Origin of the sequence: Leptospira kanakyensis (assembly GCF_004769235.1) — a bacterium.
In the GTDB taxonomy this organism is placed as follows: Bacteria; Spirochaetota; Leptospiria; order Leptospirales; family Leptospiraceae; genus Leptospira_A; species Leptospira_A kanakyensis.
In genome coordinates this window covers 399,833-418,113 of sequence record NZ_RQFG01000005.1, presented here as the reverse complement: position 1 = coordinate 418,113, position 18,281 = coordinate 399,833, and the positions used below count along the sequence as shown (strand labels likewise).

The 18,281-nt window shown below is 39.2% G+C and carries 14 protein-coding genes; 6 read left to right on the top strand and 8 right to left on the bottom strand.

What is annotated here, in order from left to right; all coding sequences use genetic code 11:
• Window positions 1–123: 123 nt before the first annotated feature.
• Window positions 124–990, top strand: a complete 867-nt coding sequence (gene epsC / locus EHQ16_RS02515; RefSeq protein ID WP_135636660.1) for a serine O-acetyltransferase EpsC — start codon at window positions 124–126, stop codon at window positions 988–990.
• A gap of 15 nt (window positions 991–1,005) precedes the next feature.
• Here epsC and EHQ16_RS02510 read toward each other — a convergent pair whose 3' ends face one another.
• From EHQ16_RS02510 to EHQ16_RS02500, 3 genes are all read right to left on the bottom strand, one after another.
• Entirely contained in the window at window positions 1,006–2,529 is a 1,524-nt protein-coding gene (locus tag EHQ16_RS02510; protein ID WP_135636662.1) for a family 2A encapsulin nanocompartment cargo protein cysteine desulfurase, read from the bottom strand.
• Window positions 2,516–3,451: a family 2A encapsulin nanocompartment shell protein gene (locus EHQ16_RS02505; RefSeq protein ID WP_135586579.1), complete on the bottom strand. Its 936-nt coding sequence runs from the start codon at window positions 3,449–3,451 to the stop codon at window positions 2,516–2,518. The genes EHQ16_RS02510 and EHQ16_RS02505 overlap by 14 nt, the downstream gene beginning before the upstream one ends.
• Window positions 3,452–3,589: 138 nt before the next feature.
• A complete protein-coding gene (locus EHQ16_RS02500; protein ID WP_135636664.1) occupies window positions 3,590–7,084 on the bottom strand; it encodes a PAS domain-containing protein in 3,495 nt (1,164 codons plus the stop codon).
• 56 nt (window positions 7,085–7,140) lie between these two features.
• Here EHQ16_RS02500 and EHQ16_RS02495 point away from each other — a divergent pair, with 56 nt between their 5' ends.
• The 4 genes from EHQ16_RS02495 to EHQ16_RS02480 all read left to right on the top strand — a co-directional run bounded on the left by EHQ16_RS02495 (window position 7,141) and on the right by EHQ16_RS02480 (window position 12,500).
• On the top strand, window positions 7,141–9,750 hold the full coding sequence (locus EHQ16_RS02495) for a hypothetical protein (protein ID WP_135637328.1): 2,610 nt from the start codon (window positions 7,141–7,143) through the stop codon (window positions 9,748–9,750).
• 174 nt (window positions 9,751–9,924) lie between these two features.
• Window positions 9,925–11,295: a hemolysin family protein gene (locus EHQ16_RS02490; protein WP_135636666.1), complete on the top strand. Its 1,371-nt coding sequence runs from the start codon at window positions 9,925–9,927 to the stop codon at window positions 11,293–11,295.
• Entirely contained in the window at window positions 11,296–11,826 is a 531-nt protein-coding gene (locus EHQ16_RS02485; protein WP_135636669.1) for a phosphopantothenoylcysteine decarboxylase, read from the top strand.
• Window positions 11,823–12,500, top strand: a complete 678-nt coding sequence (locus EHQ16_RS02480; protein WP_135636671.1) for a phosphopantothenoylcysteine decarboxylase domain-containing protein — start codon at window positions 11,823–11,825, stop codon at window positions 12,498–12,500. The genes EHQ16_RS02485 and EHQ16_RS02480 overlap by 4 nt, the downstream gene beginning before the upstream one ends.
• Here EHQ16_RS02480 and EHQ16_RS02475 read toward each other — a convergent pair.
• Both EHQ16_RS02475 and EHQ16_RS02470 read right to left on the bottom strand, forming a co-directional pair.
• Window positions 12,486–12,842, bottom strand: a complete 357-nt coding sequence (locus tag EHQ16_RS02475) for a DMT family protein (RefSeq protein ID WP_135636673.1) — start codon at window positions 12,840–12,842, stop codon at window positions 12,486–12,488. The two genes, EHQ16_RS02480 and EHQ16_RS02475, sit on opposite strands and share 15 nt — an antisense overlap.
• Window positions 12,843–12,940: 98 nt before the next feature.
• A complete protein-coding gene (locus EHQ16_RS02470; RefSeq protein WP_135636675.1) occupies window positions 12,941–13,696 on the bottom strand; it encodes an SIR2 family NAD-dependent protein deacylase in 756 nt (251 codons plus the stop codon).
• 74 nt (window positions 13,697–13,770) lie between these two features.
• On the opposite strand from EHQ16_RS02470, the gene EHQ16_RS02465 reads away from it, so the two are divergent.
• Window positions 13,771–14,928 carry an aminotransferase class I/II-fold pyridoxal phosphate-dependent enzyme gene (locus tag EHQ16_RS02465; RefSeq protein ID WP_135636677.1) on the top strand — a complete coding sequence of 386 codons (1,158 nt, stop codon included), beginning with the start codon at window positions 13,771–13,773 and terminating at the stop codon, window positions 14,926–14,928.
• A 37-nt stretch (window positions 14,929–14,965) separates the two neighbouring features.
• Here the strand turns inward: EHQ16_RS02465 and EHQ16_RS02460 are convergent, their stop codons facing one another.
• Genes EHQ16_RS02460 through EHQ16_RS02450 form a run of 3 tightly spaced genes read right to left on the bottom strand, consistent with a single transcriptional unit; the run spans window position 14,966 to window position 18,238 of the window.
• Entirely contained in the window at window positions 14,966–15,649 is a 684-nt protein-coding gene (locus tag EHQ16_RS02460) for a cytochrome c-type biogenesis protein CcmH (RefSeq protein ID WP_135636679.1), read from the bottom strand.
• 1 nt (window position 15,650) lies between these two features.
• On the bottom strand, window positions 15,651–17,849 hold the full coding sequence (locus EHQ16_RS02455; protein ID WP_135636681.1) for a heme lyase CcmF/NrfE family subunit: 2,199 nt from the start codon (window positions 17,847–17,849) through the stop codon (window positions 15,651–15,653).
• Window positions 17,846–18,238, bottom strand: coding sequence for a cytochrome c maturation protein CcmE domain-containing protein (locus EHQ16_RS02450; RefSeq protein ID WP_135636683.1), 393 nt, complete (start codon window positions 18,236–18,238; stop codon window positions 17,846–17,848). Before EHQ16_RS02450 ends, EHQ16_RS02455 begins: the two co-directional genes overlap by 4 nt.
• Window positions 18,239–18,281 lie beyond the last annotated feature (43 nt).

Below are 18,281 nucleotides of genomic sequence, written 5' to 3'. Positions count from 1 at the left end.
GGACAATCTCATTCAATATTTTGTCATGAATGTACATCTCATTTATCTACTTTGCACCTGATTTTAAGGGAATACGTTTTTTAGCGTTCTCTCTTGATTCATCCAAAGACTTACTGGGTGATCATGTTATCAAACGGACAAGATGAATTATACAATTCGATCCTCAGTCGCCAATCCATCCCCGAATCAGTAGTGGGTGGCAAACAAGTTGCCAGTCGGTTTTTGGAAGAATTGTTTTCTATTCTTTTTTCAGGATACCACTCCGAACGTAACTTCACTTCCAAAGATCAAATTTCAGACCAGTTGGAACTCTTCCGGATCCGTTGGAAAAATTTACTAGAACCTTACTCTGTTTATGCGGAAAAAGTACTTGGTCGCGTCGTTGCTTTGGATGATATTTTACATAACTTCATCGCCAAACTTCCAGGTCTCTACCAATGGATGTGGGAAGATGCCGAAGCAGCTTTTTTAGGAGATCCTGCGGCAGAAAGTATCCAGGAAGTAATCCTCGCCTATTCGGGGTTTTACGCTGGAGCCGTCCACCGAGTTGCCAATTATTTTTTTAAATCCTCGTTGCCGATTTTTCCAAAACTTTTATCTGGTGTGGCACACGAAGCCACAGGGATCGACATCCATCCCGGTGCAGAAATTGGCAGAGCATTTTTTATGGATCATGGAACAGGGATTGTGATTGGTGAAACCACACAAATTGCGGATAATGTAAAGATTTACCAAGGTGTGACTCTTGGGGCACTTTCGGTAAACAAGTCTTTGGCGAAACAAAAACGCCATCCGACGATCGAAGAGGGAGTTGTGATTTATGCAGGAGCCACGATCCTAGGAGGGGAAACTGTCATCGGCAAACAATCCATCATCGGAGGGAATGCTTGGATCACTCAAAGCATTCCCCCTTATTCTGTTGTGTATCAGAAATCAGAAGTGAGAGTTAGAAGTTCGAACGAAATCCAAGGTTTGGATTTTACCATTTGAACTAGAACTAAATCACTAAATCCCAATCCGATTCTGGCTTCCTAACCCGTATAACACTCGGATGAGTGCATCAATGTCTTCACAAGAATTGTAAAAAGCAAGGGAAGGTCTCACTGTTGATTCCAATCCAAATCTTCTTAAGATTGGTTGAGCGCAGTGGTGTCCTGCTCTTACAGCAATTCCTTCTTCTGCTAATTTTTTTCCAATTGCTTCTGTTTTGAATCCATCAATGACAAAGGACAACACACCTGCTTTGTCTTTGGCTGTTCCTATCAAATGGAGGCCAGGAACCTTTAACAATTCTTTGGTGCCATATTCCAATAAATCATGTTCGAAGGCTGAAATTTGTTTCATTCCAAATCGGTTCAGATATTCGATTGCAGCGCCAAGCCCAACAGCATCAGCGATGTTTCCGGTTCCTGCCTCGAAACGAAACGGTGCTTCTTGGAAGGTGGTATGGTCAAAGTTGACATCTTTAATCATATTCCCCCCACCTTGCCAAGGAGGCAAACTGTCGAGAATGGATTTTTTTCCATACACCACACCAATGCCCGTCGGAGCAAAGAGTTTGTGACCACTAAACACAAAGAAGTCGCAATCGATCTCCTGAACATTCACCGGCATATGAGAAACAGATTGAGCTCCATCCACAATCACAAGTGCACCTACTTTATGTGCCGATCTTGTCATCTCTTCCACGGGCACAACGGTTCCGAGCGCATTCGAAACTTGTGTGATGGACACAATTTTTGTTTTTGAGTTTAACAAACGTTCGTATTCGCTGAGAATGATTTGTCCTGAATCATCTACGGGTGCCACTCGTAACTTTGCGCCTTTTTTGGCACAGACCATCTGCCAAGGAACAATGTTTGCGTGGTGTTCCAAATGGGTGATGAGAATTTCGTCACCAGATTGGATGTGTTTGTCAGATAAAATATTGGAAAGTAGGTTAATCCCTTCCGTGGTTCCTCTCACAAATACAATTTCTTCAACACTTCCAGCACCAATAAATCCTTGGACAAGTGACCTGGCTTTTTCATAAGCATCAGTGGATCTTGCTGCTAGTGTATGGGCTGCGCGATGGATATTGGAATTCTCATGAAGATAAAAATGAGATAACCTTTCTATCACCGAAGTTGGTTTTTGTGTGGTAGCCGCATTGTCGAGCCAAACCAAAGGTTTTCCATTGACTGATTCTGTCAAAATAGGAAAATCTCTCCTTGCGGACGCGAGATTCCCTCCACCTGACTGCGGTATGTTGATATTTGGAAAAGACAAAAAATCAGAATAGGAAAAACCTGTGTCTGTTAATTTTAAGTCTTCTAAATAAGGTAAGGACTCTTTTGGTAAATTTTGCGATAGCGAGTCATTTGACGGAAAACCTGTCGTGGAAACGTGACTTCCACCAAACGATTGCAAAACTCCAAACATTTCCTTCGCCATTTTTTCTAATGTTTTTTCATCAGGAAACTGCGACGGGGAACCAGTTGTCAATGAGTCCGGTTTTAATTTTAAAAAACTCGGATCATTTGTATTCATAATAATTTCCCACATCTACATTGTCGAGTGCTGCAATCGCATCGTCAGTAAGTATGGCTGCTGAGCAGTAAAGAGAAATCAAATAAGAACCAATGGCAGATCGGTTGATTCCCATAAAACGAACCGAAAGTCCTGGAGTTTGTTCTCCCGGTAGGTTGGATTGGTATAAACCCACAACCCCTTGTTTTTTTTCACCCACTCGAAGAAGTAAAATACTAGAAGTTCCTGCAGCAGACTTTGGATTGGTTTCGCCATTCACAAGAAGTTTATCCGTAGGAATGAGTGGTAGTCCTCTCCAAGTTAAAAATTGTGCACCAAACAGAGTTACTGTGGCCGGTGGAACACCTCTTCTTGTACATTCACGACCAAAAGCAGCAATGGCAAGTGGGTGTGCTAAAAAGAAAGAAGGTTCTTTCCAAACTTTTGTGATTAAATCATCTAAATCATCAGGAGTAGGAGGTCCCTTTCTAGTGTTAATTCGTTGGTGGGCCGGAACGTTTTTTAGAAGTCCATAATCTTCATTATTGATGAGTTCTAATTCTTGTTTTTCTTTTACACTTTCAATCGCCAAACGAAGTTGTTCATTGATTTGTTCGTGTGGGGAACTGTATAAATCGGAAACTCTAGTTTGTACATCAAGGATTGTGGAGATTAAACTAAGAGTGTATTCGCGAGGTTTTTCTTCGTAGTTAACAAAAGTTTCTGGAAGTTCTTGTTCTCCCTTTTGTCCGCAAAGTACGTCCACTTGCGTATTGGATTTAACACGGTTCACACGAAGGACACCTGCTTCTAAAGGTTTCCAATCTAGTAACCTAACTAAAAAACGTGGGGTGATTGCACCATACTGTGCATTTGTTTTTACCGTATTTGCCAGTTGGCGTGCGGCTAAATCTCCCAAAGCGTGTTGGGTTTGTTCTGCCATAAATGACCTCTTTTTCGGAAATGGATCTTTAATGGTTGAATCATCGATACAGACCGAATACGAGAATCAATGGTCGGTATGAAAATAGGATTGAGTTTTGTGTGATATATTGTACAAATCGTCCAGCTGGCTAGCGGATTACTCGATTTGTAGCCAATGTTTCATCTTTTCAGCAATGGTTTTTAAGACCACGGGTTTGGAAATATAATCGTTCATTCCACAATCTAGGCAACGTTCTTCCTCACCTGACAGAGTGCCGGCGGTAAGCGCAATGATCGGAACAATTTTTCCATTTTCCAATTTACGAATGGCTTTCGTGGCATCGTATCCATTCATCTCTGGCATTTGTACATCCATAAAAACAAGTTGTGGTTCTGTTTGGATAAAATTCTCAACAGCCAGGGCTCCATTCTCTGCTTCGATGATGATGGTTCCTGGTAAAGATTTTTGAACAATGGCTTTGGTTAACATCATATTGACTGGATTGTCTTCTACAATCATCACTTTGATTTTTTCAGTTGTTTGTATTGGTTTGACAGGTTCGTAGTTCGGTGTGGATACTTCAGAACTTTTACCAGAAATCATTTTTTCTAAACTATCATACAAAATATTTGTTTGGATGGGTTTGAGTAGGATGGATTGGATTCCAAGTTCCCTTCCTTTTTTGTAAATGGTTTCATCATTGGTTGATGTATGAAGAGAAAAGAACGGTTTTTTTAGTTTTTTTGTTTCGATGGTCTTTAGGAGTTTTTCTATAAATTCTAATCCGTTGATTTCCGGCATATTAAAATCTGTGATGATCACATCGTAAATGGTTCCAGAGGCAATCATCTCAAAGGCATCCGTAGGTGAACGGAAACAATCGACTTGGATTCCTTTATATGTTAACATTTCTTGGATTACAAATAAGTTAGTTTCGTTGTCGTCGATCACCATAACTTTTTTGATTTTGTTTAGTTCTGGTTCTGTGTTTCTTTCGTTGTCGGCAAGGGTAGTAATTTTGAAAAAGAATCTGGATCCTTTGTCGCGTTCCGATTCCAACTCCATTTTGGAATCAAAAAGATGTAATAGTTTACTAGAAATAGATAAACCTAAACCCGTTCCACCAAACTGACGTGTGGTGGATGTGTCGGCCTGTGAAAACACTTCGAAGATTTTGTCTCGATTTTCGGGACTGATGCCAATCCCAGTATCAATCACTTCGAAGAGAAACTCATATTCATTATTTTCTTTTGGTTCGGCAGAAATTTTAATTTGGATTTCACCTTTTAAAGTGAATTTGAGAGCATTTCCAATTAAGTTTAATAGAATTTGGCGTAAACGCAAAGAATCGACAAAAATATTTCTCGGGACTTTTGGTGAAATGTTGAGAATGAGTTCTAAACCTTTTTCGTATGCTTTGTGTTTTACGATCTCCGCAATTTGGTGGAGCAAATCATAGATATTGATTCTTTCTTTATAAAGCTCCATTTTTCCGGATTCAATTTTAGAAAAATCTAATATATCGTTGATAAGGTCGAGGAGTGAATTTGCGGAAAGGTATACCGTTTCCATATATTTTTTTTGCACTTCATTTAGGTCTGTCCGCATCAGTAAATCAGAGAAACCAATCACACCATTGAGTGGAGTTCTGATTTCATGACTCATATTCGCAAGGAAGTCTGATTTTGCTTGTGATGCTTTTTCTGCATTTTCCCTAGCAATGATAAGAGCTTTTTCGAGTAGTTTTCGATCCGTGATATCAGTATGGGTTCCGATCATTCGGAGAGGTTTACCGTCTTCAGTCCATTCGATAACTTTTCCACGGTCTAAAATCCATTTATAAGAACCATTTTTGCATAACATCCGATGTTCATTTACATAAACGGAAGTTTTTCCCTCAAAATGTTTGTCTAAGTCTGAAAAATAGTTTGGTTTGTCTTCGGGATGGACTCGTGATTCCCATTCCGAAATATCCGATCCAATTTCTTCTTCTGTATAACCTAACATGTTTTTCCATTGGTTGGAAAAAAATACTTTGTTTGTTTGGGAATTCCAATCCCAGATCCCATCTCCAGAACCTTCAAGGGCAAATTGCCAACGGCTTTCACTAGCACGTAACGCTTCTTCGGTGGCTTTGTGGGCCGAGATATCAATTCCAATTCCTAGGTATCCAGTAATTTCCCCTTTTTTGTTTTTGCTGGCAGTGACAACAAGTTGGACGGGGAACTCTGTTTTGTCTTTCCTAACATAAGTCCATTCATGTGAATCGTATTCGCTTAACTTTGCTCTATGTACAAAAGTGTCGAACCCTGAAATGGGAACTCCAAATTCGCGAGACAAAGAAGCGGCTCTTTTTTGAATTTCTTCTGGTCTATGGAAAATTTCTGGAGAAGTTTTTCCAACTACTTCTTCTGCATCGTATTGTAAATGGTATTCGGCGCCTTTGTTGAAATGAGTGATGATTCCATTTGTGTCCGCACCAATGATTGTTACATGAGTTGTGGCATCTAAGATGGTTTCTAATTTAGCAAGAGCATCATCTCTTTGTTTGTCGGAGTTAACATTTTTTGTAATATCTTGAAAACTTCCAAAAACTCTGATACATTTTCCATTTTTAAATACAGAGTGGCCGATGGTTCGTGCCCATTTCAATTTACCTAGTTTTGTTTTGATTTGAAGGACTAAGTCGTATGAAGAACCTTTGTTTACTGCATCGTTAAATGCTTCTAATAAAAGTTCGCGTTGTGATTCCACTGGATAAAATTCAAAAGCAGAATGAAGTAGCGGAACATAGTCATCTGGCACTTCGTGGATTCTTTTTGTTTCTTTTGCCCAATACAAAGTGTTGTTGACTAAATCAACATCCCAGGCACCTACATTGGCAGCTGCATTGGTTTCTTCAAAAAGAAGTTTGATCCTTGCCAGTTCATCTCTTTGTTTAATGATTTCTAATTCTTTATCTTTTCGTTCAGTAATATCTATGAGATAAGAAATCTTTTCAGTAGGAAGGGAACTGAAATAACTAACCACAGAATAATCGGAAACATAAATATAAGTTCCATCTTGTTTTTTGAATCGATACTCTCTTTGGTAAGTACGCGATTTATTTTTGATCTGTAATCTTTCTTCTTCATGGGCTTTTTCTTTGTCATCGGGATGGAGGAGGTCATCCGGATTCAACATCCCTTTTTTAAAATCTCCTGTCTGGTAACCTAAATTTAAGGAGACATTAGGAGAAACATAGGTTGTTAAAAATTCCGCATCGTATTTAAACCTAAAGATGACATACGGACCACTGTCCAAAATCACATTTTCAATACTGAAGTTGGGTTCCCCACGTAAGATCACCCCAGGTGTGTTTTTAGATTCCAAATACCGCCCAGAGATCCGAAAAGGATTTCCTAATAGACTCGTTGTGAATTGGAATGGGGTTCGTCTTGCCAATGTTTCCTGGCAAAGGTTTGTGAGGATCAGGGTGTCCCGGGGAATGATATGAAGATCATTGATGTGTTTCCCCGTAGAGATGGAGTCAGGTGGCAAATACAGATTTGGCGAAGTGCGAGAAAATTGAATTTCTAGGAAAGGATCGAGGTAGATGAGAAATTCATCGAAACTCTCCACAATGGATTGGTAGTTGAAACTTTCTGCCATGAATCGTTATGTCACTTGACCAAATCGATTGGTCTTAAAGAGTAATGGATACGATGATGAATCGCCTGTCACTTTCTATTTTTCTCTGCTGTATTTCTGTAGTTCCAACAGCAAATTTGATGAGCCAATCCCAACGAAATCATGGTTGGGTGGTATCTGGATCTTCCTCCAAACTCCTCATCCAAGGAAAAGAAATACTGAATGCCAGAGATGAATTTCGCTTCAAATCACCGGAAGGGATGTCCCAAATCCAAGAGATCGATTACTATCTCATGTTAGGGGAGTATTACCTTCGCAAAAAAGACAAAGTAGGCATCGCGAATATTCTTTATGATCTCAGAACCAAAAAAGGTGAATATTCATTCGCAGATTTTTTATTAACATCTCTCTGGAAACAGTCGCAAGGTGAAGAAGTCCAAGCAATTAAAACCTTGGATTCATACATCCAAAAAGAACCAAATACCTATTTCCGCAACCTAGCAAAAAATATGCGAACCAATCTTTTCCAAGCAGGAGAAGATGAAAAAAAATCCATGATCCGAATGGATTGCCAAAAAAATAAACCCTACTATTCTTTATGTAGAGTTTTCCGATTACAGTATTATATCGATCTTCCCTCGGGCAAAGAGAAAGATATGCATAAACATTTTGTGAACATTATGCGTGTCAGTTCTCCATTTTTTGAAGATCCAAATTTAGAATGGATCCCACTTCTGGATCGAATCGACGAAGACCTTCCTGCCAAACTAACCTTTCTCGGTTTTGTAAGAGAAGGGATCCATTTACAAAAAATGATTATGGATTTGGAAAAAATCACAGATGGTTCCATCGGTGAAAATTCCAACGAAAGGATGGCCTTTCTCCAAATTTTAGGAGGAGACCTTTCGGGTGCTGAAGAATCCCTTTTGAATTTCTTAAGGTCGGCCAAGGGAAAAAAAACATCCATTTTAAATCGTGTGTATGTTAAGTTAGGTGCTCTGGCTTATTTTCAAAAAGACTATAAAAAATCTTTAGATTACTATTTAAAGTTAGATTTGAATAACTGGTCGGCCGACATCCACCATCCTTTTCTGAATGAACCAATGTCCATTTCTGAAGTTAAGGATTTAATTTCTGTTTCTTTATATAAAGTGAGTGGGGCAGAAGCAGCACTCAAAGCCTTACAAAAAATCAAAGATCCCGAAAAGTTAACAGAAGCAGATATCTGGCCCAAACTTAGAATTTCGCAAATGTTAATGGATCAAAATCCTGAGTTATCCTCTCGAATGACTGATGAAATCATTTATATGGCTCAGGAAAAAAAATGGAGAAGGTTGGAATATGCCGCTACCATTTTACAGGGATACAATCAAATTTATCGAAAGGAATTCCGTAAATCCACCATTGAGCTAACAAAGAGTAGGGGAATTTTGGATGAAGAAAATGCGTTTTATGCGGCAGAGTTTCTTCGTAATTTCGGATTTGTTTTTGCCCATACGGCTTCAGGTAAAAAAGGCCCAGTGAATGGAAACATTCGGGATGGGGTCGCCGATTATCTACAAAACAATCTTTATGAAGATTTGTATTATATTCGTAACTATAGACCACTCGCTTTCTCAACAGATTTGTTTTTTGAATATGCACTGAGTCATTTACGAGATGATAACGATGTATGGGGACTTCTTGATTCTGTTTACAAATACAATTCGGTGAAGTGGGCTCGTGGAGTGAAGGGAAGTCCTCATTCTCTTTTCCAAATTCAATTTGTAGACAAACAATTCCAGTATTTGTCTGGATTTTCTACCGCAAGGGAATCAAAGTTTTTTGATTCTACTTATGCCGATAGTAGGGAAACCGAAAGCCAAATCCAAAGGAAAAATGACGAAGAGTCGGTTCGAAATTTGGAATCTGCCAAACTGCCAACAGTTCTTTTGTTGCCTTACAAAGATGAGTTTTATCTTTTTACCTTCAATCCAAAAGAATCCAAAAGAAACCAACTCAGTTGGAAAGTAATCCATTCCCAAAGACCAGATACAACAGAGGTGATCGAATCGGTTAAGGATTTGGTGAATGCCAATAAAGATAGTGACTCTGTACAAATTTATTTGAATGAATCAGGTACAAGTCTTATGCGTTCTCTCAAAAAAGAAATGAGAGACATTCAATTTGTGTTTTTTTTCTCTCTCCTACCTGGTTCGGACCCTCACAAACCTTTGGGTGTGTTTTCCTGGAAATGTCCGACAAATATGCGTTCGTTGGAAGGTAAAGGAATGAATTTGGTAGATACGTCTTATTTTGAGGGATCTCGTATCTTAAAAGAAAAAGAAAGATTACATCTTTGGGATTTTCCGGCAAACACAGGTTCTGCGGGCCAAATCACAAACCTATCTTGGTCTTGTAAGTCTGATTCTGGAAATTTTGAAGAAATTCCATTTTTAAAATTATTCCGTAGGATTGATTACCGGACTGTACCTCGGATGGTCGTTTATACCGAACGTGTTTTGGGAAGGCCTTGGTCGGATTACTCCTCACACTACCAATGGCTGCATTTTTGGTTTCGATCTGGAACTAAAAAAATTGGATACTTACCCACGCTCCCTGTTTTGGATTCTGGATCTGTTTCGGGACTGACCGAACCTTCCAAATACCGGGAAGAGGGTGTTTGGATCCAGGCCACAGCCTTATAAAAGTGACATAATCATTGGCAAACTTTTGGAACTGAGGGATTCATTCCCTCTGCATTTCCGGTAAAAATAAGCCAAAATTATAGGCGACACTAGGAGAACACTCCAAAATACTTAATTCTATTCCTCATAAGCAATGGACCCTGATCATAATACTTTAGTGGTGCTCGAGTTTCTATGGAAATAATCGGCATCTTTCTCATCTTCCTCCTCGTCTTTGTTAATGGTTTCTTCGTCGCAGCCGAATTTGCCATGGTTTCTATCCGGCCTTCTCGTCTCGAGGAGCTGGTCAAAGAAAACAGAGCCATGTCTCATATTGCCAAAAAGGCAATTTCTAAAATTGATGATATGTTATCCGTTTGCCAAGTGGGAATCACTGTGGCAAGTTTACTCCTCGGTTGGATCGGTGAGGCCTTGTTCGCAAGTGTTGTCTCTGGATTCCTCCACATGTTCCATATCGAATTGGATCTTGTGACCATCCATAGTATCTCGATCGGAGTTTCTTTTACCTTCATCACTTTGTTACACGTGATTTTGGGGGAACTCGTTCCTAAGACACTTGCCATCCAAAACACTGAATCAATTGCTCTGGGAGTTTCGGCTCCTATGTGGTTTTTCTATTATTTATTTTTTCCAGTTACGTTCATTATGAATCGTCTCGCTGGTGGAATCCTTACACTTTTCCGTTTGCAACGAACTGGTGATAAGTATGTTCATTCAGCGGAAGAGCTCATGATCATCATTGAAGAACAGAGAAAACAAGGTCGGATTGATAATGCAGAAATGCAACTCATCCAAAAGACTTTTGATTTTTCGGAACATACTGCTAAAGACGTAATGACACATAGGCTTTCAATCATTGGAATCCCACAGGAGTCCACAATTGATAAAATGCTTCCGCTCATCGCCGAACATAGTTTTTCAAGATACCCTGTGTATGACCAAACCTTAGATCGAATTGTAGGGATTGTTCACGTTCAGAAGTATTTAAAATGGCAAGCGGCTCATCTTTCTGCGAAAGGTAAAAAAGAAAAGATCACTACCATTATGGAAAAAGATTTTGTGAAAGTTCCAGAATCTATGTCCATCGAACGAGTGATGACAAAACTCCGTGAAAAAAAACAACATATGGCTATTGTCATTGATGAATACGGTGGAGTTTCCGGCTTACTTACGTTAGAAGATATCATCGAAGAATTTTTTGGTGAAATCCGAGACGAAACAGATACGGATGAAGTGGATGTAACTTCCAAAAATAAAAAAACAAAAACCATTTCTTTAGATGGAGAAACTGAACTTTCTAGTTTGTCAGATATTTTGGAAGGGGAAGAACCTTCTGATATGGAAGAAGTCAGAACCATCGCTGGTTATTTTATGGAAAAGAACGAAGATATGCCAAAAGAAGGTAGCATCGTTCAAATTAAAAAAGGTAGCCTGAAGGTAAAAAAAATGGAAGGGAATAAAATCATCTCCATTTTGTTCACTCCTAAATTGGAAGAAGATAATGATTCCGAATTGGACAGGGAACTTTCCTACGAGGATAGGTAAATGAAAGAAATTGTCATCGCCGTTTCTGGATCCATTGCTTCTTATAAGGCTTGTGAATTGGTTAGAGGACTTACCAAACAAGGGTATCCCGTTCGTGTGATTATGACGTCTAATGCTACCAAATTTGTTGGAAAAATTACCTTTGAAGCATTAACAGGAAAACCGGTAAGGGTGGATGAATTTGATACCGGTATGGCACATATCGAAATCAAAAATATTGCCTCAGTTCTTGCTGTAGTTCCGGCTTCTGCCAATATCATTGGTAAAATGGCAAATGGAATAGCCGATGACTTGGTGACTTCAACCTATCTTGCCTGCACCTCTCCTGTGTTAGTGGCTCCATCTATGAATCCTGGAATGTATTTACATCCTGCAGTCCAAAGAAATTTAAAAACCTTAAAATCGGATGGAGTTACCATTGTTTCTCCTGATAAAGGGATTGTGGTTTGTGGGGATGAGGGATACGGAAAACTTGCCACCGTTGAATCCATCATGGAAGAAATTATCAAACTCCATACAACCAATTCATGAATCTAAAATTCAAACGAGTCATCGTCACTTCTGGACCCACTAGGGAATGGATAGATCCTGTACGTTATATATCCAATGCTTCTTCGGGAAAAATGGGTTATGAAATTGCCACCTCTTTTTTGAAATACCCTGTAGAAGTCGTTTATATTCATGGAAATACTTTAGAACGATATTCCCATGTTACAGGCGCTAAACGAAATATTGAAGTGGAAACTACCATCCAACTTCGTGATGCTGTATTATCTGAAATTATTAATGATAGTTTGCTTGTGATGGCTGCTGCTCCAGCAGACTTTCGCCCCATAATGACTGCGGAACATAAAATCAAAAAAGAAAAAACTTCGGAAGGAACCAAAGGTTTACTTCTCGAGTTAGAAGAAAATCCTGATGTTTTGCAACAAGTCACAGAATATGTTTCCGAACATAAAATTTTAAACTCACTTCGTGTTGGGTTCGCTGCTGAAACAAAAGAGTTGGAACGATACGCGAAAGACAAACTGGTTCGAAAAGGTCTTAACTATATTGTTGGAAATTATGTTGGATCAGGCAAAGGGTTTGGAGAAGTTGACTCTACTGTTCGTGTATTTGGTGTTAGTGGGTTGGAAAAAGAAATTGGCCCACTTCCTAAAGAAAAAATTGCGGAAGAACTTGTTTCTTTTTTAGTGTCCGTTTGATTTGGTTCCAAAACCAAAAGCAAAATAACCCGCAAGTAGTATCAGTCCAAAACTTACGATATAATTCCATTTGATTTTTTCACCTAAGAAAACTGTGGCAAAAAGAATGAACACTAAGATGGTGATGACTTCTTGGATGATTTTTAATTGGAAGCCTTCAAATTTATAAACGGTAAATCCAATTCGATTGGCAGGAACCATAAGAACGTATTCAAAAAATGCAATTCCCCAAGAGAATAGAATGACATAAAACATATTGGTGGACTTGGCATATTTTAAATGTCCATACCAAGCAAAGGTCATAAAAATATTGGAAAGTACGAGTAGGATGATCGTTAACATAAATTTCTCTGGATCTATTGGTTTTGATTCACTGTTTAGTGAATGGATTACGATTTACAGATATTCAATTTTGATACCTTCTTATATCAAACCAAATATTACTTTAAAACCACATCCCCGAAAACTTCCTTAAAAATCTCAGGAAGGATTTCTCCTGACTTGCCACCAAAATGAAGTTGAACGGACGGGGTGAGAGAAGTGGTTTCTGGATTGATTTCAATCCCAAGAGCACCGTTCCGAATGGCAGTCAGTGCTAAGTTGGCGGGAACCGATACATTCGCACTAGTTCCTACAACAAAAACAATATGAGCTTCTTTACTTTGTTCCCATGCTTTTGTGAGGAGTCGATTGTCGTAACCTTCTCCAAACCAAACAATATCTGGTCGTAAAAGTGATTCACAAGCCGGGCAAAATTTAAGGCCAGATTGATTGATCCCATCTTCATCCAATGTATATTTTTCTTTGCAAACTGTACACCTTGCACGAAAAATATTACCATGAATTTCCAGGAGGTTTTTACTTCCTGCTCTAGGATGGAGCCCATCTACATTTTGTGTGATGAGATTTACCGTTTTTGAAAATGATTGCCAATTGGCAATTGTTAGGTGTCCGTCATTTGGTTTTGCTTCGGAACATATCTTTCGCCGGTAGTCATACCATTCCCAAACCACTTCCGGATGGTTGGCAAAGGCCTCTGGTGTGGCAAGTTCTTCCGCTTTGAACTTTTTCCAATACCCACCTTCCCCGCGAAACGTAGGAATCCCACTTTCGCTAGAGATACCTGCTCCCGTAAGAAACAAAATATTCCGAGCGGAGCGGATACGTTGGATGAGGTCGGGAGTGAGAAGACTCATTTATGGGATCATTCTAACAAAATAGGTAAAAAATTAAATCGGAAAAAAATCTGGAAAAAGAAAACTGGCAGTCAATGGCAAATCATTGGGAAGAAGTCCAAAAAAAACTAGATTCCATTCGCGAAAAACAATTGTTTCGGGAAACTCGCAACTACCAAGGAATTGATTTTTGTTCCAACGACTATATGGGAATGGCAACTAATCCCAGTATGTTGGAGTTTTTCCAAACAAAAAAGAATATTTATCCCTTTGGATCCACTGCCGCTCGTTTGGTTCGGGGAAACTCTAATTCGATGGATCAATTTGAATCGGAGTTTGCTCATTTTGTCGAAGGGGAAGCCGCACTTCTTGTTTCCACAGGATTCACTGCGAACTTTGGCCTTTTGGATTCCATTGCTGCTCCCGACTGTTATCTGTTTACCGATCGTTTGAACCATGCATCCATTCTAGATGGAATTCGAATTTCGGGTGCTCAGAAAAAATACTATCATCATTTGGATATGAATCACCTCCAATCTTTATTAGAAAAAGCTGATTTAGAAGACCCGAACCATAAAAAGAAACGAATTGTGGTTACGGAAACTTTATTTAGTATGGATGGCGATTCTCCCGATTTAAAAACCTTACTTGCATTAAAAAGAAAGTTTGGCTTTGTTCTTGTTTTGGATGAAGCTCATGCCTTCGGGATTTATGGTGTTCACGGGAAGGGACTTGTCTTTCGGGATTTAACTCTGTCGGAAATTCATTCCATTGATTACAGAGTTTACACTTTGGGAAAGTCCTTGGGGCTTGAAGGTGGAATCATTGTCACAAAAAAAATTGGCCGTGACCACTTAGTTAATGTAATGCGATCTTTTATTTTTTCTACGGCACCACTTCCTATGATTTCGGAATTTGCATCCTACTCATTGAAACTCCTTAGTTCGATGGACAAAGAAAGAGATGAATTGTTAAAAATAGCAGATACACTGAAAAATTCTTTAAAAACCAATGGATTTATCATCACTGCCTCTACTTCACATATCGTTCCTCTGCTTCTTGAAACAGAAAAAGAGGCTTTGTTTTATGCTGCCAATTTACAAGAGAAAGGTTTGGATGTACGTGCAATTCGCCCGCCGACGGTTCCAAGCCCTAGGTTACGAATCAGTTTGAACGCTAAATTAAAGTTAAGTGATATTCAAGTGTTGGTAGAAACACTCGTTCAAGTTAGAGAGATGTGGAACTCTCTCTAACTATTTGATTGGTTGTCGCTTTCCCAGAGAAATTTGTTTAAGCTTCTTCTTCGAATTTACGGATTTTGTTTTTGATTTCTTCTGTTGTAGATTTTTGGTTTTCTAGTTTGTTTGTATCCTTTGTTACGGATGATTCCCTCTTTTTTTTGGTTCCATACTTGTAGATTCCAAAAAGCCCAAGAACTCCTATTGCAAACAAAGTAAAGTTGATCCAGGTTCCATCAGGTTGTGCGAGAATTTTTGGCCCAAAACCATAAACAATGGAATCCACCATCCCTTGGTTCCCATTTTCCTGGAACATCACAACAATCGGATCTTGTAAAACAGAATTCCCAAAACCATTTTCCATTTTCGAAATGATTTCCTCTTCTTTCATCCCGTCTTTGATACGGTTTTCAATAAATGTTTTGAGATAACTAGACGCCGCACACATGTTAAACGAACAGGATTGGATGGGTAAACTTGGCAAACAAATACAACGAATTTGTTCTGTTACTTTTAAGAAGGTTTGGATTTGCCCATCTTCTTTTAAGTTTGTGGTTGTTTTTTGCGCTAAAAGTAATGTTGGAAAGAAAAAACAAAATCCAACCAAAACAAGTTGAAATAGAGATTTGTTTAAAACATTGAACTTAGTTTTTTGTTGGATCTTATTTAAAACAAATTTGGATGTTTCCCATCCAAACAGACTGGACGGGGTATTGTTTGGAATTGTAAAATCCATTTTAACCAACCACCTTCTTTTTCTTTTCGCCAACAGGCAGTAGTAAAAAGATTCCTGTTAAGAAATAAAGTAATGATCCTACCCAAATGAGTTTTACCAGTGGGTTTACCCATACTTCTAAGTTGGCTACAATTTGTCTTGGGAAGTTCAGAAAGAATTTGAGTTTGTCCATTTCACTTCCTGGTGTGAAGTAATACTGCATAAACATCAAAGGTAGGTCGGGGTTTTCTGATTTTAGATCCGAGGTTTCTATCGCTCCCAGTTGGATGTAAAAATCTTCTTTAGCCATAGAGAGAATGGCTGGTTCACTTGTAGGGATATGTGTTTCAAAATCTCCTGTTAGGTGAGAGATCTGTGGATAAAATCTACGTTCTGTCACAAGATCCGAAAGTTTATCCATCCCTCGAAAGATAGAATAAGTTCCTTCCTGGGCAACAATTACGTTTTGGATGTTTGGTTCCCCACCAAGTCCTGAAATTAATACTGGTTTTAATTTGAGAGTGGATGCTTCAATTTGGTATCCACCAATCATTGCTTTGTCGATCGATTGGTAAACAATCTCTTCTGAAGTTGGTGGTTGGAGTTCGTAAAAGAAACGAACCGATGTATTGATTTTAAATGCATTCCCTGCATAACCAATAAAAATAAGAACCAGTGAAAAATGTACTAAATACCCACCATACCGCCGTTTGTTTTTGAGTAACATTCGGTATCCAGCAATCACGATATTTTCGTTTTGGAATTCTTCTCTTCGTGCTCGGATCCCACGATAGTATTCTTGGATGATGCCTGAAATGGTAAAGACACCAATCGTAACCGTCAGAACCGAATAAACCTCAGCTAAAACATCTCCATACTTACTGTCTGGTTTGGTAAAGTTTTGTGAATAAAAAAGAATATAAAGTCCACCGCCGACAAGTCCGGCGATAAAGGGTTTGAGAAGTGTGGAAAAAAATACAGCTCCCGCTCCCTTTCTCCAAGCAAGGAGTGGTGCGGCCCCCATTAGGAGTAAAAGAAATATTCCAGCAGGAACTCCCCAAGAATTAAACCACGGCGCTTTGAATTCTTTTCCGTATAAAAGAGGAGAAAAGACACCGAGCAAAATGGCTGCGGTCGAAAGAACCAGTAAAAAGTTATTTAAAAGAAAACTTCCTTCTTTGGAAGTGATGGCTTCTAAGTTTCTTTCTGGTGTTAGGTGTTTTCTTCTATAAATCACAAATCCTGTGAAAAATAGAAAACTAGCAATGATATAAATGATAAAAGGAGTTCCAATGGTTGATTTAGAAAAACTATGAGGGCCTTCCAAAACTCCAGAACGTGTGATCCAAGTTCCAAGCAAACTAAAATGAAAAGCTAAGATCACAAGTAACATATTCCAGAACTTTAACATCCCTCGACGTTCTTGGATCACAACTGAATGTACAAAAGCACTGGTCAGTAACCATGGCATAAGCGACGCATTTTCTACCGGATCCCAAGCCCAGTATCCACCCCAACCTAACTCTTCATAGGCCCACTTGGACCCGAGTAAAATCCCTGTTCCGAGAAAGAACCAAGAAAACAAAGTCCATTTACGAATGAACTTCATCCAATCTTCAGAGAGTTGTCCCGACACAAGAGCAGACATCGCAATAGCAAAAGGAATAGAGATACTCACATAACCAATATAAAGAATTGGTGGATGGATGATCATCGCCCAATGTTGGAGGAGGGGATTGAGTCCACGACCCGCCGCCGCTTCCGGAACAAATTCACGGAATGGTTGTGCATCTCCATAAAAAACAGCGAGGAAAGAAAAAAATCCAGAAAGAACCGCAAGGATAAGATTCATCATCGGGATTCTATCTTCGATGGACTTACGAGTTTGCCATAAAACAATAAAAGTAAAAACGTTTAGAATCAAATTCCAAAATAACAAACTTCCAGAAGATCCCGACCAGATGGATGTCATTTTATAAAACAGCGGGAGGTGTTCGCTGGAATGCATGACCACATAATAATTGCTATAGTCTGATCTTACAAGCTGTGTGAGTAAAACTGTAAAAGTCAGGATGATGACAAAAGGATTTGTCATCAGAGCCAGGCGGCCTAGTTCAACGGCTTTTCTTTCTTGTTTGTAGATTCCGTAGATGGTTTGTAATGCGGAAAAAATTAAAATGGCGAGAGAAGATGCGAGAAGGATGGTTCCTAAATTGTTCATTGTTCCTCAGCATATCCCGCTTCATATTTGGAGGCACATTTTGCTTCTACGTGACTCGCAACAAGAACTCCGTGATCTAACTTTCCATCCACGCGAGCCCTTGCGCCTTCTTTAAAAGCATCTGGCAAAAGAGTGGCTCCTGTGAAAAACACGGGGATGATTTGATCATTCAGTTCCAAATCAAATTTGGCTTTTTTTCCTTCGCGAACAAGGCTCCCGATCCGAACAAATCCTCGCACGCGAAGGTTTTGGTCTGAATATTTTGTGGGGTTTGCTGCCAGTTCCGACGCATCCAAAAGAAGGTAAGAGGTTTCTTGGGAGGAGAAAAAAGCGATTCCTCCCAGAGAGAGTCCGATGAGAAACAAAAGAGTTAAAAACTTACGATTCATAGTTCATTCTTTAGACGGATTCCCGTCTTTCCTCTAGCCTCTC

Excerpts from the sequence above, each read along its gene's own strand:
- EHQ16_RS02495 (WP_135637328.1), top strand. The coding sequence starts at position 7,141 with ATGAATCGCCTGTCACTTTCTATTTTTCTCTGCTGTATTTCTGTAGTT.
- epsC (WP_135636660.1), top strand. The coding sequence starts at position 124 with ATGTTATCAAACGGACAAGATGAATTATACAATTCGATCCTCAGTCGC.
- EHQ16_RS02485 (WP_135636669.1), top strand. The coding sequence starts at position 11,296 with ATGAAAGAAATTGTCATCGCCGTTTCTGGATCCATTGCTTCTTATAAG.
- EHQ16_RS02480 (WP_135636671.1), top strand. The coding sequence starts at position 11,823 with ATGAATCTAAAATTCAAACGAGTCATCGTCACTTCTGGACCCACTAGG.
- EHQ16_RS02455 (WP_135636681.1), bottom strand. The coding sequence starts at position 17,849 with ATGAACAATTTAGGAACCATCCTTCTCGCATCTTCTCTCGCCATTTTA.
- EHQ16_RS02465 (WP_135636677.1), top strand. The coding sequence starts at position 13,771 with ATGGCAAATCATTGGGAAGAAGTCCAAAAAAAACTAGATTCCATTCGC.
- EHQ16_RS02450 (WP_135636683.1), bottom strand. The coding sequence starts at position 18,238 with ATGAATCGTAAGTTTTTAACTCTTTTGTTTCTCATCGGACTCTCTCTG.
- EHQ16_RS02490 (WP_135636666.1), top strand. The coding sequence starts at position 9,925 with ATGGAAATAATCGGCATCTTTCTCATCTTCCTCCTCGTCTTTGTTAAT.
- EHQ16_RS02475 (WP_135636673.1), bottom strand. The coding sequence starts at position 12,842 with ATGTTAACGATCATCCTACTCGTACTTTCCAATATTTTTATGACCTTT.
- EHQ16_RS02460 (WP_135636679.1), bottom strand. The coding sequence starts at position 15,649 with ATGGATTTTACAATTCCAAACAATACCCCGTCCAGTCTGTTTGGATGG.
- EHQ16_RS02510 (WP_135636662.1), bottom strand. The coding sequence starts at position 2,529 with ATGAATACAAATGATCCGAGTTTTTTAAAATTAAAACCGGACTCATTG.
- EHQ16_RS02500 (WP_135636664.1), bottom strand. The coding sequence starts at position 7,084 with ATGGCAGAAAGTTTCAACTACCAATCCATTGTGGAGAGTTTCGATGAA.
- EHQ16_RS02470 (WP_135636675.1), bottom strand. The coding sequence starts at position 13,696 with ATGAGTCTTCTCACTCCCGACCTCATCCAACGTATCCGCTCCGCTCGG.
- EHQ16_RS02505 (WP_135586579.1), bottom strand. The coding sequence starts at position 3,451 with ATGGCAGAACAAACCCAACACGCTTTGGGAGATTTAGCCGCACGCCAA.